Source organism: Maribacter chungangensis (assembly GCF_042676845.1).
Classification (GTDB): Bacteria; Bacteroidota; Bacteroidia; order Flavobacteriales; family Flavobacteriaceae; genus Maribacter; species Maribacter chungangensis.
This window is the reverse complement of sequence record NZ_JBHTHY010000022.1, coordinates 1-16,642: the sequence shown is the minus strand read 5'-3', so window position 1 is coordinate 16,642 and position 16,642 is coordinate 1. Positions and strand designations below refer to the sequence as shown.

Below are 16,642 nucleotides of genomic sequence, written 5' to 3'. Positions count from 1 at the left end.
TTGGGTTTAATTCGTAATCGTTCTTGAATTGGCAGATCCTACGCCAATAATACTATCGTAAATATCTCCAAAATCCCTGTAGTATACCAGTATCAAATAATTGTTTTCCGTGAAGTGAAAATTTCCTCCCACATCGTTTAGTCTAATGTTTCCTTCTTCTCCACGAATAACATATTTGTAATTATAAAACCCTTGTTTAAGTTTCATGGTAGCCTCCATCATGCCATTGTCCTCGTTATAGGTCATCTTATTTTCGTCTGTTAGGGCGTAATTGTTATACTTGCCGAATATATGTACATCATCCAGCGCCAATACATCTGTATACGGCAGACTAAAATGTACATTGGTATATTCCGCCTCTCTAGAGTCGTCATCGCCTTGTAGGGTTCGCACCCTGTAATCCCCGTTCACATCTGGGAAGTATGTATAGGGTTCATCATATCTAAAGTCGTCCGAGAACAAATAATGATTGTAAATATCAATAAGGTCTATTCGACTAATTTGTGAGCTTGGTGCCCTTAAGTCGCTTGTGTCGAACAGGAGGTATTCATTACCTCCAAAAAAGGATGTTTCTTGATCGTATTTATAGACCAGTTCGTTGCCGATCGTAAATTGGGGAGGGATGTTGTAGAGCGCCGTTGGCCAATAATAGTTTTGTAAAATTGCGATTTTTACTTCCTTTTTTGGATTTACCAGTCTAAAATTACCGGAGTTTATGGAGACTTGAACTACTTGTTTTTCATTTAAATATTCAAAATCCCTGGACCTTTTGACCGTGCCGCCCACGTTTACCAAATTCTTGTAGACTACAAAGCGCCTAGAAAATTGAAGTTCATAACTGCTATTGTATAGCTCCAAAACGTAATTTCCGGTAACTTTTAAACGTACGTTTTCGTTCGGTATGGTTAGTTGGTAATTAGAATAGGTTTCTAGGGTGTTGTAGCTGTTTTCATAGTTAATAATGCGTTGGTTGTCCATTCCCTTTAAATATTGGGACTTTAAAAGGTCGGAGGGGGTCCAATCGTAATCGCAATGAACGATTTTGTAATAGTAATCTTGCTCATTGGCCAAAAGGTCATCAAACTCCAAGTATATTGGTTCGCCGATTTGAATTATGGGAAATTGGTCTTCGGTAGGACCTTTGAACGTTATGGATTTTATGTTTTCAGGTGGATTCACTTCAACTTGGACTTGGCAAAATACCGTCTGGGTAAGAAAAAGCGTAAGAATATGTTTAAGCAATATGCGCATTTTTATGCAAATTTTATTTCAAAGGTAAACAAAAAGGATGCCGAATAAATTAACATCGATATAAAGCCTAAATTATAAGTTAATAATTGGGTAATTTTTTCATTTAGTAGTAAATTTGCGTCAAATTTTGTTAACCTAAGGTCACCATATATGTCCAAAGACATTCAAATTAAAAAAGGGTTGAGTATTAACCTAGTGGGTGCTGCCGAGCTAGAGACCGCCGCCGCGGCACTTAGTAACGTATACACGTTAAACCTAAACGATTTTCATGGTATAACCCCAAAGATGCTTCTAAAGCAGGGTGCCGAGGTAAAGGCCGGGGAACCAATATTCTACAATAAGAATATAGAGGACATGCTTTTTGTTTCTCCCGTAAGCGGCGAGTTGGTAGAAATCGAGCGTGGTGCGAGAAGACGCATATTAAAACTCAAGATTTTGGCGGACAAGGAGCAGGATTTTGTGGTTTTGCCCACAATCGATGTTGATAGTGCTACAAAGCAAGACATCAAATCAATTTTGTTGAAAGGCGGTTGCTGGCCATTTATTAAACAGCGCCCCTACGATATTATCGCTGACCCGGATACAACGCCGAAAGCTATTTTTGTCTCTGGTTATGTTACCGCGCCTTTAGCGGCAGATGTTAACTATATACTTAAAGGTAAGCAGGCAGAGTTGCAAGCGGCTATTTCCGCATTGGCGAAATTGACCCCGGGAAAAGTACACGTGTCCGTTGGTAAATCCGACGACTCCCCTTTGGCCGCATTAAAAGGAATAGAGCTACATAAGGTTTCAGGGCCACATCCGGCAGGATTGGTAGGAACCCAAATAAATAAATTGGACCCCATTAATAAAGGGGAGTTGGTATGGACAGTTTCTCCTCAGGATTTGGTGATCATGGGTGAGTTTTTGTTGACCGGAAAGTTTAATGCAGAACGCACCGTGGCCTTGGTTGGTTCCTCGGTGAAAGTACCTAAATATTACACCACAAAAATAGGTGCGGAAATCGCTACCTTCTTATACGCAAGTGGGGTAACCGAAGAAAATATTCGCGTCATTAACGGTGATGTGCTTACCGGGTCTAAAAGTAGGCCGGATGGTAGCTTAGGATTTTATAATAGCACCGTAAGTGTAATTCCGGAAGGCGACGATTATGAGTTTTTTGGATGGAACAAGCCAATTTTCAACAAAATTTCAAACACAAGGGCATTGACATTTTCTTGGATGCAACCCAAAAAGAAGTATGACTTAACGACCAATACTAACGGTGAACATAGAGCGTTTGTTGTTACCGGTCATTACGAGCAGGTTTTTCCGTTGGATATTTTTCCAATGCAATTGCTCAAAGCCTGCATGGTAAAGGATTTGGATGAAATGGAGCAGCTAGGTCTGTATGAAGTAGCACCGGAGGATTTTTCATTAACGGAATTTATATGCATCTCCAAACAGCCCCATCAGCAAATTATTAGAGAAGGTTTGGATTATTTACAAAAAGAAATAGGATAAGACATGAGCGTAAAAACCACACTGCACGAATTAAAAATGAAGTACAAGGGCAAAAAGATGGCGCCTGCCTTCAATGCCTTTCATACCTTCCTGTTTGCTCCCAATGAGACCACCCATTCGGGTTCTCACGTACGAGGGGCAGATGATTTAAAAAGGACAATGAACACGGTTATTATGGCCTTGGTCCCCATACTTATTTTTTCTATGTTCAACGCGGGCTATCAGTATTATAGCGCCTTGAACGGGTTCCCGGAAAACTTCTCCGTTTTAGAGCACTTTATTACATGGGACAATTTTTGGATTGGAATAATAAAAGTACTTCCGCTAGTTGTTGTTTCTTACGGGGTAGGTCTTTTGATCGAATTTATTTTTGCCGTTATAAAAGGCCATGAGGTAGAAGAGGGGTACTTGGTAACCGGTATGTTGGTTCCGTTAATTGTTCCTATCGATACACCTTTATGGATGCTTGCTGTGGCAGTTATTTTTGGTGTAGTTATCGGAAAAGAGGTCTTTGGCGGTACGGGAATGAACATCCTTAACCCGGCACTTACCATAAGAGCTTTCTTGTTTTTTGCCTATCCCACCTGGATGAGTGGCGACAAGGTTTGGGTGTATGAGGCTAGGGAGCGTTCAGAGCAAATTTTAGCCGGTGCGGAGAATGTAGATGCGATTTCCGGTGAAACAATCTTAGGTTATTTGGCTCAAAATAACGAGGCGGCAATGACAGCAAAATACAGTATTTCCGATATGTTCTTTGGTTTTATTCCCGGGTCTGTTGGGGAAACGTCCGCATTCTTATGTTTGCTAGGAGGTTTGTTTTTGATTTTTAGTAAGATTGCCAGTTGGAGAATTATGGTAAGTGCCGTAATTGGTTCCTTGGTCATGGGATTGATGTTCAATCAAGTTGTAGAAATGGGCTGGGTTGGCGAGACAAGCAAGTTCTATGGCCTAATGAGTTTTGATTTTTGGAAACATCTAATTGTCGGTGGGCTTGCCTTTGGTATCGTATACATGGCTACCGATCCGGTTACGGGTTCCCAGACCAATAAAGGAAAGTGGATTTACGGATTCTTCATCGGATTTATATCCGTGATGATACGTGTATTTAATCCTGCTTATCCTGAGGGCGTTTTCCTAGCGATTTTATTGATGAACGTATTTGCACCTACCATAGATCATTATGTGGTTCAAGGTAATGTAAAGCGAAGAATGAAAAGACTTAAAAATGCAGTGGTGCTTCCAAGGGATTCGGACAGCGCGGCTAAAGAACTTAAAGCAGAAACCGTTTAGTTATGGCAGTAGATACAGATAAAAACAGTTATACCGTTATTTTTGCAGGCCTCATGGTTGTTGTGGTCGGTGCTATATTAGCGTTTTTGGCGTCGAGCTTAATGCCTACCATCAAGCAAAACGAACGCTATGCTACACAGCAGGACATTTTATATGCCATGGGAGTTAATGAAAACGGTGACGATCAAGGTAGTGTAAGCAAGATTCCAACGGACAGGGTAGAGGCCGAGTTTACCAATTTCATTAAGGAGCAATACATTATCCAAGATGGTAAAACAACACCGGATGATGAAGCCTTTCTGATCGACCTTAAAAAACAATTGGCAAATAAGAACAAAGGGGAATCATATAAGTTACCATTATTTGTAGGCGAGAAGGATAACAAGAACTACTACATCATCCCAATGTACGGTAAAGGTTTGTGGGATGCAATATGGGGCTACATTGCACTGGACGATAGCATGACGGTTCAAGGTGTTTATTTTGATCACAAAGCAGAAACTGCAGGTTTGGGTGCCAATATAAAAATGCGTTTCTTTTTGGATGATTTTACCGGAGAAAGCATTTTGGACGGTACCAAGTACGCAGGTATTGCAGTTGCCAAAGGTAATAATGACCCATTGAACAAAAGAAAAGACGATAATGCGGTGGATGCCATAGCCGGTGCTACCATCACCGGTAACGGTGTTGCCGCAATGATTACGGAGAGTGTAAACCTTTACAAGGATTATTTAGAAACGATTAGAGTTAAATAACTATGGCCTTACTAACAAAAAAAGATGCAAGTCTCATTTTAGACCCGTTAACGGATAATAATCCCATTACCATACAGGTATTGGGTATTTGTTCCGCTTTAGCTATTACCGCAGAATTAAAGGCATCCATCGTGATGGCAATCTCCGTTGTGTTCGTTATGGGCATGGGGAATGTGGTGGTGTCGTTAATGCGAGATATAATTCCATCAAAAATTAGAATTATCGTACAGCTTATAGTTGTAGCAACCTTAGTTATTATAGTGGATCAGGTGCTAAAAGCATTTGCTTTTGAACTAAGTAAAACACTTGGTGCATTTATAGGGTTGATTATTACCAATTGTATTATCATGGGTAGGTTCGAGGCATTTGCTTTGGCAAATGGACCTTGGAAGTCTTTCTTGGACGGTATTGGTAATGCATTGGGTTACGGCGTAATTCTTATCATTGTTGGTTTTTTTAGAGAACTGTTCGGTTCGGGAACGCTGTTAGGTTATCCTGTTTTTGGAGATCCAATTATGAAAACGGGATTATACGCTACCGGTTATGAGAATAACGGGTTTATGATTCTACCACCTGCAGCGTTAATCGTGGTGGGTATCATTATTTGGGTACAACGTGCCAAAAATCCAGCCTTAGTAGAAGAGAACTAAACGAATAGACACACAGAAATTATGTTAGAACATATAGAGTTATTTTTCAAATCGATTTTTATAGATAATATGGTATTCGCCGTGTTTCTAGGAATGTGCTCCTACTTGGCAGTATCTAAAAAGGTAGCTACGGCCGTAGGTCTAGGAGCAGCTGTGATATTCGTATTAGCCGTGACGGTACCTTTAAACTGGTTGTTGGATAAATACTTATTGCAAGATGGCGCCTTAGCTTGGTTAGGACCGGAGTATGCGGATTATAATCTAAGTTTTCTATCGTTTATTCTTTTCATTGCAACGATTGCGACAATGGTGCAGTTGGTAGAGATCATCGTAGAGAAGTTTTCACCTTCCCTGTACAATGCGCTAGGTATATTTTTACCTCTTATAGCCGTAAACTGTGCTATCTTGGGTGGTTCTTTGTTCATGCAAGCTAGGGAAATAGCAACATTTGGTCTTGCTTTAAATTATGGGATTAGTTCCGGTATAGGTTGGTTTTTAGCTATTTTGGCTATTGCGGCCATTCGAGAGAAAATTAGATACTCCAACGTTCCTGCGCCGTTAAGGGGGTTGGGAATAACGTTTATCATTACCGGACTTATGGGTATAGGGTTTCAAAGCTTTGGCGGTATGTTGACCGGAGGGGGTGGAGAAGAGGCTCCCGAAGCTATTAAAAACACTACTGTTCAACAATTGGAAGATACAAAGGTGCTCTCCGATAAGGAGCAGGAGGTAAAGAAACAAGTAGACGAAAAGGAAATTTCGTATAACGACATAAATAAGTAAAGGATGATTTTAGCTACTAGTACAGTTGGAACAATAATGATAACCGTTGTAGCATTTTTGGTGCTATTAATGATTTTGGTGTCAATTCTGTTATTTACCAAACAGAAGTTATCCCCGTCGGGACCTGTTACCCTAACCATTAATGGTGAAAAGAAAATTGAGGTTGCCTCTGGTAGCACTTTGCTTACCACACTTGGTGCCCAAAAAGTTTTTTTGCCATCCGCTTGTGGTGGTGGTGGAACTTGTATTCAGTGCGAATGCCACGTCCTTTCCGGTGGTGGCGAGGCACTACCTACGGAAACCCCTCATTTCTCTAAAAGAGAATTAAGCCAAGGTGCACGTTTGGCCTGTCAAGTGAAGGTAAAACAGGATATGGAAATTTCCATTCCCGAAGAAGTTTTCGGAATTAAGAAATGGCCGGCTAAAGTGGTCCGTAATTATAATGTCGCTTCTTTTATCAAGGAATTTGTAGTCGAAATTCCGGAGGATATGGGTTATAAAGCGGGTGGTTATATTCAAATAGAAATTCCGGAATGTGAAGTAAAATTCGCTGATATGGATATTACAGCGCACCCAGAGGAACATGACACACCGGATAAATTCAAGGCAGAATGGGATAAGTTTAACCTATGGCCTTTGGTGATGAAGAATCCGGAAACAGTGGAACGAGCTTACTCTATGGCCTCTTTTCCTGCAGAAGGTAGAGAGATCATGTTAAATGTTCGTATCGCGACACCACCATGGGATCGCTCCAAGAACGGCTGGATGGATGTAAATCCCGGTGTTGCTTCATCCTATATTTTTGGATTAAAGGAAGGTGATGATGTTGTTATCTCTGGCCCTTACGGAGAATTCTTTATCAACGAGTCCGAATCTGAAATGTTGTATGTTGGCGGTGGTGCCGGAATGGCACCAATGCGTTCGCACCTATATCACCTTTTCAAAACCTTAAAGACCAATAGAAAAGTTACCTATTGGTACGGTGGGCGGTCTAAACGGGAATTGTTTTACCTAGATCATTTTTACAAGTTAGAAGAGGAGTTTCCAAATTTTAAATTCTATCTGGCACTCTCGGAGCCTATGGAAGAAGATAATTGGAAAATTAAGGAGAGTTTAGATGGCCCAGGAGATGGTTTTGTTGGTTTTATACACAATTGTGTAATAGATAACTACTTGGATCACCATGAATCTCCTGAGGATATAGAATTATATTTCTGTGGTCCACCATTAATGAATAAAGCTGTTCAGAAAATGGGTGAGGATTACGGTATTCCGGATGAACATATCCGTTTTGATGATTTTGGCGGATAATACAGCTTAGACAATAAAGTGTATACCATGTAATTTTAAAAACCGATATGAAAAGTATCGGTTTTTTTGCAGATGGTTAGTATGGAAAAGCTAAGAATGAAAAAACAGTATAATGCACATACTTACGGAACAAGAGTTACATAATTTGGCCATGAATATTGTGGGTAAGCAGCTAGAGGAAGCAGGTTTTGAATTTTTAGCCGTCAATAGCGAGTTAAAAAAGAACCCGCAGTTTGTGTGTACCAAGGAAAAGAAGCTTCATTTTATCGTAGTTAAAAGTATTGGGTATCCCGGTGATCCAAAGGATATTGAGTTTTTTCGTTCCGATTTAAATAAAATGAGAGATCATGCCCTAAAGTTCGAGGCACGCACATTTTATGCGGCCGTAGGTTTGGTAAACTCTAAAGATCATAATCTGCCGGTATATCTTAACGAAGAATATATCGTTGATTATGACGGATTAATTGAAATCGAATAATGAAGAAATATCTGTTCTTTATTTTTTGGGTTGGGGCGGTATCTTGTAAAAGTGATACCAAGGAGGTTATAAAAAATCAATCTACTGGAGGGATATTTGGAACGTCTTACAGTATTATTTATTTAGCGGAGCGTTCTTTGGACTATCAGCAGGAAATAGATTCGGTTTTTAGGGTCGTAAATCAATCTTTGTCCACCTACATCCCAGAGTCGGACATCTCCAGAATAAACAGAGGAGATTCAACACTTCAAGTAGATCACATGTTCAAGGATGTGTTTGAGCTGTCAAGAAAAATCTATAGGAATACCAAGGGCTATTTTGACCCTACTGTGGGTACCTTGGTGAATGCATGGGGTTTTGGTCCTGGGGAAGAAGTGGCTATGGATAGTACAAAAGTAGATAGCCTTTTGCAGTACGTGGGCTTTGATAAGGTTAGGATTTCAACGCAGCGCACTGTGGTTAAGGAGAATGTAAATATATATTTCGATTTTAATGCCATAGCCAAGGGTTATGCCATCGATAGGGTAGCCGTACTAATGGATAATAAAGGGATTCAGAACTATTTGATAGAAATTGGAGGTGAAATAGTAGCTAAGGGCAGGAATACGATTAAAGATAAGCCTTGGACCTTGGGTATAGATAATCCGGAGAATGAAGAGGAAAGGGAGTTGAAACTAATCATTAATCTAAAGGACAGGGCATTGGCCTCCTCGGGAAACTATAGAAAATTCAGGGTAGATGAACAGACGGGAGAGAAGTATGTGCATACTATAGATCCGATAACCGGTTTTACAAAGAATTCCAGTACGCTTGGAGTGACTGTTCTGGCCAATGATTGTGCAACTGCCGACGGTTACGCTACGGCCTTTATGGCGATGGATTTAGATACTGCAAAAAAAATAATAGAATCGGATAGCGGTCTAGATGCCTATATTATCTATGTAGATGTTAATGGAGCCATTAGGGAGTATATGACGGACGGGTTCAAGAAGGTTGTCCTAAGGTAGTACTTTCTTGACTAGGGGTATGATTTCTCCTTTTGCCAGCCTGTAAGTGTCTACCTGTTCAGGGCTTAACGTACGCGTGAAATCTACCTCTACTACCTCAAAGCCAACAGATCTTAGTTTGTCAAAATAATCTCTGCCATAAATACGCACATGATCATATTGGCCAAATATTTTCGCCCGTTCCTTTCGGTCGGTAATGTTGTCGTCTTGGAAGGTTACCGGTCGTTCTAATTGTTGTGGAACTTGAAAAATACCCCAACCACCCGGTTTTAGAATTCGATACAGTTCGGTCATTGCTTTGGTATCGTCCGGTATATGTTCCAAAACGTGGTTACAAAGAATGACATCAAATGAATGGTCTTCAAATGGTAGGTTACAGATATCGGCACTAATATCCGCCAGAGGTGAATTAAGATCTGTAGTCGTGTATTCTAGGTTTTTTAGGTTGCGGAACTGGGTATAAAAGGCCTGTTCCGGTGCAAAGTGGAGTACCTTGAGATTTGCTTCAAAGAAATTGGTTTCTGTTTTTAAAAATAACCAAAGTAGTCTGTGCCGCTCCAAGGATAGGGTAGAAGGAGAGAGTACGTTTTCTCTTGGGTTTTCGTAGCCGTAAGGTAAAAAGCTACGAAACTTTTTACCATCTATAGGGTCGGTATAGGTAGCTCCTTTATACCATAATGCAAATAACGGCCTTACGAGATAACTGAACTTAATGAGAATAGGTCTTGGAATAGCATTGAGAAAAAATTTAAATATTTTCTTCATTTAGTAGCTAGTTCTAAGGCGATACCGGTTGTTGTCTAAATTCATCTTCTTCGGTACTTTCTATGCCTAATGCATCGTATATGTACTTAAAGGTAGAAAGTAGTTCCGGTTTTCCGTTTACAATGGCCACATTGTGTTCAAAATGTGCGCTAGGTTTTCCATCCGCGGTAAGAATAGTCCAACCATCCTTTAACTGCTTTATATTTTTAGTGCCTAAATTTGTCATCGGTTCAATAGCAACGGTCATGCCTTCCACAAACTTTTTGCCTCTACCTCTTTTGCCATAGTTTGGCATTTCTGGATCTTCATGCATGGTTCTGCCCAGGCCGTGGCCTACCAACTCGCGTACTACGCCGTAGCCATGGTCCTCTGTAAATTTCTGAATAGCATATCCTACGTCACCAACTCTATTGCCCACTTTAAATTCGCGTATACCTATATAGAGTGACTCCTTCGTAATTTCCAATAGTTTTTTAGTCTCTTCCGCTACTTCGCCTACTTCAAAGGTATAGGCATGGTCGCCATAGAATTCATTTTTTAGTACGCCACAGTCTATAGAGATAATATCTCCCTCTTGCAAAGGTGTTTTGTTTGGAATCCCGTGCACTACCTGAGCGTTAGGACTCATGCATAAAGAATTAGGAAAGTCGTATAGCCCTAGAAATCCCGGTACTCCGCCATGGTCTCTGATAAAGGCCTCGGCCAACCCGTCTAAATGAAGGGTGCTGACACCGGGTTTTACCTCGGCCGCCAACATACCTAAGGTTTTGGATACGATTAATGCGCTTTCACGCATTAACTCAATTTCTTCTGCCGATTTTATTTTTATCATAGGTAGCAAAGGTAAAACAATACTTTTTTACTGGTCAACTGTCAATAGTACTCTTTTAGATCAAGGGTTTGCAGGTCATGGCCTTAGGTTGTTCAACCCCTATTATTTTTAAAATAGTGGGTGCTACATCGCCTAGAACACCATCACGAATTTTGGTTGCATCCGGATCGATCAAAATAATGGGAACAGGATTGGTAGTGTGCGCGGTATTTGGCGAACCATCTGGATTGATCATGGTTTCGCAGTTGCCATGATCGGCAATCAATATAGTTGCATAGCCGTTCTCCAAGCCTGTTTCTATAACTTGTTTAGCACACACATCTACTGCCTCGCATGCCTTTATCGCTGCTTCCATAATTCCGGTATGCCCCACCATATCTCCATTGGCAAAGTTTAGGCACACAAAATCGGCTTCCTGTTTTTTTAGCTCTTCTACCAAGGCATCTGTTAGTTCAAAAGCACTCATTTCTGGTTTAAGATCGTATGTGGCCACTTTAGGGGAATTTCGTAGAATTCTACTTTCCCCGTCAAAAGGTTCCTCCTGTCCACCAGAGAAAAAGAAAGTCACATGGGGGTATTTTTCGGTCTCCGCTATCCGTATTTGTTTTTTTCCTGCTTTGGAAAGTATTTCGCCCAGGGTATCGGTTATGTTGTCCTTATTGAACACCACGTTTATGCCTTTAAAACTTTCGTCGTAATTGGTCATCGTTACATAGTACAAGGGCAGTTTTTTTGTGTTGTATTCCGGAAAATCGTTTTGCGAGAGCATGTTGGTCAGCTCTCTTCCCCGATCGGTTCTGAAATTGAAAAAGATGATGACATCGTCTTCGGCTATTAAACCTTCTTTATCGGCGATTAGCGGTTTGATGAATTCATCTGTAATATCGTTGGTGTAATTTTCCTGTAAACTGGCAATGATATTCTCGGTTGGTGTTCCTTTGCCATTTACCATGCCGTCGTAGGCTAATTGCACACGTTCCCAACGGTTATCTCTGTCCATAGCGTAGTATCTGCCGGTAACCGTAGCGATTTTACCTACGGTTTTGGACATGTGTTGCTGCAGGTCTTCAATGTAGCCAACACCCGATTTTGGATCTACATCCCTACCGTCTGTAAACGCATGCACGTAAACATTGGTAAGTCCATTATCGTTGGCAGCGGTCAGTAGGCCTTTTAAGTGGTTAATGTGCGAGTGTACGCCACCATCACTTAACAAGCCTAAGAAATGTACCTTTTTGGTATTTTTTTTGGCGTAATCAAAAGCGGCTACCAAGACCTTTTCGTCCTTTAGTGTATTGTTTTCAACGGCCAAGTTTATGCGGGTTAATTCTTGGTATACAATTCTACCTGCTCCCAAGTTCATGTGTCCTACTTCGCTATTCCCCATTTGTCCTTCAGGAAGTCCAACATTAAGGCCGTCTGTACGTAAGGCGGCATTGGGGTAGGTTTTGTACAGGGAGTCGATATAAGGGGTATGCGCGTTGTCGATCGCGGAGACTTTAGGGTCTGGAGATGTTCCCCAGCCATCTAAAATCATTAAAATTACTTTTTTATTCATTGGTTAAGTCAAAAAATATTCATTCAAAAATAGTACGATTTACCTAGTTTAACTAGTATTTACTCTAGCTTTTTTAGGGTATTACCTATGACGATACCAGTTTAGGAGATACGGCGGCCATCAGTTGGCGTGAAGAAGCGAACTCCGGTTTTTATGGGTAGCCATTAAATTGTTTGGAAAAGTGCAGCTTGGACGGCAACACGGGATAAAGAGACTGCATTTTAATCGCATAAAAAAACCCGTTTGCAAGGCATAACGGGTCTTCGGTTTTTCATAAAGCTCTTATAGTGTTCAGGTAAAAGAGTACAAACGTTAAAATTCAAATCCATTAAAGACCCTGTATGCAAAGGCATAAAAAGCCATTAGCAACATTAATCCGCAAAAAACGGAGTAGATTTTTAAAATTACTACCAAAATTTCCGGTTTGCAATTTTCAAATGCTGCTACGTATAGACTTTTAAAGTGTAATAGTGTTCCCATATAGTTCTGTTTATGTGACGTGTTCTACTTCATCACAAATAATTTTACCAAAGCTATAGGGTTAATATGTAAATGGTGTACCTAATTTGGGAATTTCAAATATAGTGAAAAGTAATTCGTTTTTGGGTTAATGCACCGTTTAAGCACCCTTTTGATCGATAAACGTTTAGCGCTGATTACTGTATTTTTCTATAGCTTCCTTTATTTTTTCTATTCTATTTTCAGGGTCTGGATGCGTGCTTTGGAATTCTGGAGCGCGGTTGGGGCCACCGGCAGCTTTTAGTATCTCCATGACCTTTATCATTTCGTAAGGGTCGTAGCCCGACTGTATCATAAAGAGTACACCAAGTTCATCACTTTCGAGTTCATCGTCCCGTCCGTTTTTTAAAAGGGTATTCTGGCCAATACCACCAACGATGCTGCCTAAATCACCGACACCTACGGTAGCGCCCATGGTAGCCGTTTGCCATGTTTGGCTGTCTGCAATGCGTTCGGCGGAATGTCTTCCGATTACGTGACCTATCTCATGGCCTAGAACTCCTGCCAATTGTGCCTCGTTTAATTGGGAAAATAGTGCGTAGGTAATAAAACATTGTCCGCCGGGCAAGGCGAAGGCGTTTATGGTCCGGTCGTCTGCCAAAAGATGGAAATCATATTTGTATGGAGTGTCCCTGGCAATACTGCTGTTCACCAATTTGTTGCCTACGGCATCTACAAAGGACTGTATTCGTTCGTCAGGATAGAGACCACCATGCTGTTGTGCCATTTCAGGCGCACTTTGCAGTCCGATCGCTATTTCCTGGTCGGAGGTCATGGTAATATGCTGTGAACGACCGGTATAAGGATTCGTTTCTGTGTTGCTCCATTTTTGGATAAAAGCAAAGGCAACAATGGCCAGGCCAATGAATATTCGGATTTTCCAACTACCTCTTCTCATGGTATTAGTGTTCTATTTGGAACACCAAGATACAAAAGAGTTAAAGAAGGTTTCTATTGATGTCCAAAATATTATTCTGGATATAATTTTTTAAGAATCCGATAGTAAAATGCTCTGCACCATAAAACTCTTCCAATTGCAGTAATTGGACTATGTTTTTACTCCTGAACGCTTCTAGCATGGGTTTGGAAATAGGGGCATAGCTGTAGTGCCATGGCTCATATTTAAAGCCTCGTCTTTTAGGGTCGTCCGTGTAGACCAAATGAAAATCATAGGTCTCCGAATTTTCGTCCATCCATGCTTTGAAATTTTCAAAAACAGCACCGGCACCAAATTTTTCCGGAACTAAGACATCTCCTTCCGTTTTTGGGTATCCGTCTATAACATCGATATCCGTACCCCAATGATGCCTGCTTGTTCCAGGTATGGTAGAGTATTCAATAATCTTATCGATGGCAGCTAATGGATCCATGCCATCCTCTTCGGTGTAGGTCATGAACTTTCGTTCAAAAATAACCTCTTGCCGTTGGAAACTTCTAAAACTGGAAACAATTTTAAGGTCGATGCCGTCCGAGTAGGCGGCTTTTTTCATGGCAATAAAAGCATCGTGCGCTTCCTTTCTTAAGTTAATGCCTTTTCCATATAACTCTATATCGGTCTTTCCCATAAGCTCAATAATGGAGTATTCCATTTCTTGGCTTAATGTAATACCAGGTAAAACGGTCATTGCAATACCTGCAGCACCCGTTTTTTTTATAAATGACCTTCTGTGCATCATGATGTACTTTATTTGATTCAACTACCGCATGTTCAAAATCAATGAACGTGCCAAAGCGATTTTTTAAAATTAAATAAATATTTTGGGTTTGTGCCGGTTTTCCGTTGCTCTTTCCGTTTTAAAGGTATCGCAGCTTCTTTAGGGTACAACCACAATCAAAGCGATTTTTGTTTTAAAGTCTAAAAATAAGGCTAGCCGCGCAGCTGTGCATATTATTGTTGTCTACGCGCGTGGATTTGTGGTATAGCCCGTGTTTTGTTATTCTGTTACCGGTTCAAATGTGTTGGCACAGGTACAAATGAGAAAAGAAATTACTTATTGGTAAGGTATAAAAACCCTTGATAATTAAGGTTTAGGTCTTTCATAAAAACCGTGTAAAAGTAAACCCCGGCAGGCAGGCCTTGGTCTTTCTGTACAACAAGATTGTCTACATTGGGAATACCTGAAAACTCGTCCCTGTAGTTCGGTTTTTCAAATACCTTTAACCCGTACCTGTCATAGATCCGAACTAGATTATTTGGGGATTCCTCCAATTCGGGAATAAACAAAAAGTCATTAATACCGTCTCCGTTGGGAGATACGAAATAGTTGTCCAGGCTAAGAACCTCCTTGGCCAGGGGTTCAAACGGAATTTTTGAGACGCCCAAACCTATAATGTCATAGTCGTTTGGTACAAAAGGCAGCGAGGTGAGAAAGCCTTCTTCCAAATCTCCAACTACCGAACTTGCCCCTAGATTTTCCCAACGGATATTGGTTTTGCTCCAGCCCGCTAATACGATCGTGTTTGTGTCATCCGTAAGTATCCCCATGTTGCTTCTTGTATTCCAGCTCAGGTTTATGGTCGCGGCTACATCGCTTTCTAGTTTCCAAAACTCTACCGCGTTTACGCGCTCTAGTTCGCGCCCTAGCTCATTAGTGTCATAGGAACCGTTCAAGGACAGGGGCGCACTCGGATCTTCAAAGAAATAGGCACATTTGGCAAAAAGGGTAGTCCTTTCCGAGCTTAGTGTAACCGCTCTCAAAAATGTGCCGTCCCCGACCGGAAAAACAAAATTTTGCTGGTTGGCAATGGCTGCAAAGCCGTTTACCTTGGTTAGGTCGCCTTCACCGATGTAAAAACCGTCCGAATCCAAAAAGTTATAGTAAATATCGTTTAGGTTTTTTGGCGTGTTAATGTCCCCTAAAATAAAGTTGGTATTGTTGGCATTGTCTATTCCCAAGTTTAAGTTGAGGCCATTCTCTACCATGATTTCGACATCGTGGAACAGGGGAACCACGCTGCCCGAAACCCTAAGTGCGTCGGTGCCATAAAACCCGGCCAAGCCCAAATTGGTGTCGAAAGGCGCTTCATTGATGAGATCGGTGTGAAAGCCTAAAGTACCATTTTCATGAATACGTAGGTTGCCGCTGTTGTACAGGGCGGTTTGGGCAGACATGCCGACCGCCAAGAACATTAGAACTATGCTGAGCAATTTTTGCATTAGTCTTTAGTCTTTGCGCTCAACATTTTTTTAATTTCCTCCATTTGGGCTTTCAGCAGTTGAACTTCACTGGCCATGGTCTCGTTGGCTTGCTTTAGTTGGTTTATTTTTTTCTCCTGTTCTATGGTGTGGAGGAAAAGTTCTTCAATTTTTTCTAGGTTGATTCTTGATGCTTCCCCTAAATTCCAATAGCCCTGTTTTTTTATTTCGGAGGCTGATTGTACTCCGGGCAAATGCTGATGTTGTGTTACAAAGGCTTCAATTTCTTGAAGGCTTTTAAACGTATAGTTTTCATTTAGTGTTGAAGTTCCGGTAAAATATTTTTGGAATACGTAGTCGGGGATAAGTGCAATTCCATTTAAATTAATTGCTCCGGTACTGTTTATGCCTGCTCCAGCATTGATTATTCCTGCGGCATTAAAGATATTACCATTTATATTTCCCGTAGTAACGATGTTTTGAGCAGCAAAATCTGGGATTATTTTAGAGCCATCAATTCCGAAACCAATATCAACATTAAGAACTGTTCCATCATCGATTTCATCTGAAGAAACAGCATTAGATCTAAGTTCACCTGCTCCTACTGAATTTAATCCTAATTCTCCCTGGGTGATGCTATTTGCTGGAATTTCTATAGTTATATTTCCTAAAACAGCATTTGTATCTCCACCTACAGTAAGGGAAGTAGAAGTGATATTTCCAGTACCAACAGGATTAATTGTTACGGTTCCGCCGCCGTTTGAAAGCGTCAGGTCGTTCCCCGCTATTGCCAGTGTCTGGATT

General features: G+C 40.9%; 17 protein-coding genes. 8 read left to right on the top strand and 9 right to left on the bottom strand.

Features of this window, described 5'->3' with window-relative positions; translation table 11 throughout:
* Positions 1-6: 6 nt before the first annotated feature.
* Positions 7-1,251: a type IX secretion system plug protein gene (locus ACFQZJ_RS17315; RefSeq protein ID WP_379936164.1), complete on the bottom strand. Its 1,245-nt coding sequence runs from the start codon at positions 1,249-1,251 to the stop codon at positions 7-9.
* A 150-nt stretch (positions 1,252-1,401) separates the two neighbouring features.
* Here ACFQZJ_RS17315 and ACFQZJ_RS17310 point away from each other — a divergent pair, with 150 nt between their 5' ends.
* The 8 genes from ACFQZJ_RS17310 to ACFQZJ_RS17275 all read left to right on the top strand — a co-directional run bounded on the left by ACFQZJ_RS17310 (position 1,402) and on the right by ACFQZJ_RS17275 (position 9,028).
* Positions 1,402-2,754 carry a Na(+)-translocating NADH-quinone reductase subunit A gene (locus ACFQZJ_RS17310; RefSeq protein WP_379936163.1) on the top strand — a complete coding sequence of 451 codons (1,353 nt, stop codon included), beginning with the start codon at positions 1,402-1,404 and terminating at the stop codon, positions 2,752-2,754.
* Between the two features lie 3 nt (positions 2,755-2,757).
* Positions 2,758-4,044, top strand: a complete 1,287-nt coding sequence (locus ACFQZJ_RS17305; RefSeq protein WP_379936161.1) for an NADH:ubiquinone reductase (Na(+)-transporting) subunit B — start codon at positions 2,758-2,760, stop codon at positions 4,042-4,044.
* 2 nt (positions 4,045-4,046) lie between these two features.
* Complete coding sequence (locus tag ACFQZJ_RS17300) at positions 4,047-4,799, top strand: Na(+)-translocating NADH-quinone reductase subunit C (protein ID WP_379936160.1); 753 nt, start codon at positions 4,047-4,049, stop codon at positions 4,797-4,799.
* 2 nt (positions 4,800-4,801) lie between these two features.
* Positions 4,802-5,449 carry an NADH:ubiquinone reductase (Na(+)-transporting) subunit D gene (locus tag ACFQZJ_RS17295; protein ID WP_379936158.1) on the top strand — a complete coding sequence of 216 codons (648 nt, stop codon included), beginning with the start codon at positions 4,802-4,804 and terminating at the stop codon, positions 5,447-5,449.
* A gap of 21 nt (positions 5,450-5,470) precedes the next feature.
* Positions 5,471-6,232: an NADH:ubiquinone reductase (Na(+)-transporting) subunit E gene (gene nqrE, locus ACFQZJ_RS17290; RefSeq protein ID WP_379936157.1), complete on the top strand. Its 762-nt coding sequence runs from the start codon at positions 5,471-5,473 to the stop codon at positions 6,230-6,232.
* Between the two features lie 3 nt (positions 6,233-6,235).
* The gene (nqrF, locus tag ACFQZJ_RS17285) at positions 6,236-7,543 is read left to right on the top strand and encodes an NADH:ubiquinone reductase (Na(+)-transporting) subunit F (RefSeq protein ID WP_379936155.1); all 1,308 of its coding nucleotides are present in this window, start codon (positions 6,236-6,238) and stop codon (positions 7,541-7,543) included.
* Between the two features lie 112 nt (positions 7,544-7,655).
* Entirely contained in the window at positions 7,656-8,021 is a 366-nt protein-coding gene (locus tag ACFQZJ_RS17280) for a Na(+)-translocating NADH-quinone reductase subunit F (protein WP_379936153.1), read from the top strand.
* Positions 8,021-9,028: an FAD:protein FMN transferase gene (locus ACFQZJ_RS17275; protein WP_379936152.1), complete on the top strand. Its 1,008-nt coding sequence runs from the start codon at positions 8,021-8,023 to the stop codon at positions 9,026-9,028. Before ACFQZJ_RS17280 ends, ACFQZJ_RS17275 begins: the two co-directional genes overlap by 1 nt.
* Here ACFQZJ_RS17275 and ACFQZJ_RS17270 read toward each other — a convergent pair.
* The 8 genes from ACFQZJ_RS17270 to ACFQZJ_RS17235 form a co-directional block, all read right to left on the bottom strand.
* The gene (locus tag ACFQZJ_RS17270) at positions 9,020-9,793 is read right to left on the bottom strand and encodes a class I SAM-dependent methyltransferase (RefSeq protein ID WP_379936151.1); all 774 of its coding nucleotides are present in this window, start codon (positions 9,791-9,793) and stop codon (positions 9,020-9,022) included. The genes ACFQZJ_RS17275 and ACFQZJ_RS17270 overlap by 9 nt on opposite strands.
* 13 nt (positions 9,794-9,806) lie before the next feature.
* Positions 9,807-10,625, bottom strand: coding sequence for a type I methionyl aminopeptidase (gene map / locus ACFQZJ_RS17265; RefSeq protein ID WP_379936149.1), 819 nt, complete (start codon positions 10,623-10,625; stop codon positions 9,807-9,809).
* Between the two features lie 55 nt (positions 10,626-10,680).
* The gene (gpmI, locus tag ACFQZJ_RS17260; protein ID WP_379936148.1) at positions 10,681-12,183 is read right to left on the bottom strand and encodes a 2,3-bisphosphoglycerate-independent phosphoglycerate mutase; all 1,503 of its coding nucleotides are present in this window, start codon (positions 12,181-12,183) and stop codon (positions 10,681-10,683) included.
* A gap of 312 nt (positions 12,184-12,495) precedes the next feature.
* A complete protein-coding gene (locus ACFQZJ_RS17255) occupies positions 12,496-12,663 on the bottom strand; it encodes a DUF6747 family protein (protein WP_379936147.1) in 168 nt (55 codons plus the stop codon).
* Positions 12,664-12,829: 166 nt separating this feature from the next.
* The gene (locus tag ACFQZJ_RS17250) at positions 12,830-13,600 is read right to left on the bottom strand and encodes a M48 family metalloprotease (RefSeq protein ID WP_379936145.1); all 771 of its coding nucleotides are present in this window, start codon (positions 13,598-13,600) and stop codon (positions 12,830-12,832) included.
* Positions 13,601-13,640: 40 nt separating this feature from the next.
* Positions 13,641-14,375, bottom strand: coding sequence for a M15 family metallopeptidase (locus ACFQZJ_RS17245; RefSeq protein ID WP_379936307.1), 735 nt, complete (start codon positions 14,373-14,375; stop codon positions 13,641-13,643).
* 314 nt (positions 14,376-14,689) lie between these two features.
* Positions 14,690-15,859, bottom strand: a complete 1,170-nt coding sequence (locus ACFQZJ_RS17240) for a gliding motility-associated C-terminal domain-containing protein (protein WP_379936144.1) — start codon at positions 15,857-15,859, stop codon at positions 14,690-14,692.
* The coding region (locus ACFQZJ_RS17235) for a bZIP transcription factor (RefSeq protein ID WP_379936143.1) at positions 15,859-16,642 on the bottom strand (784 nt) is incomplete at its 5' end. The genes ACFQZJ_RS17240 and ACFQZJ_RS17235, both read right to left, overlap by 1 nt.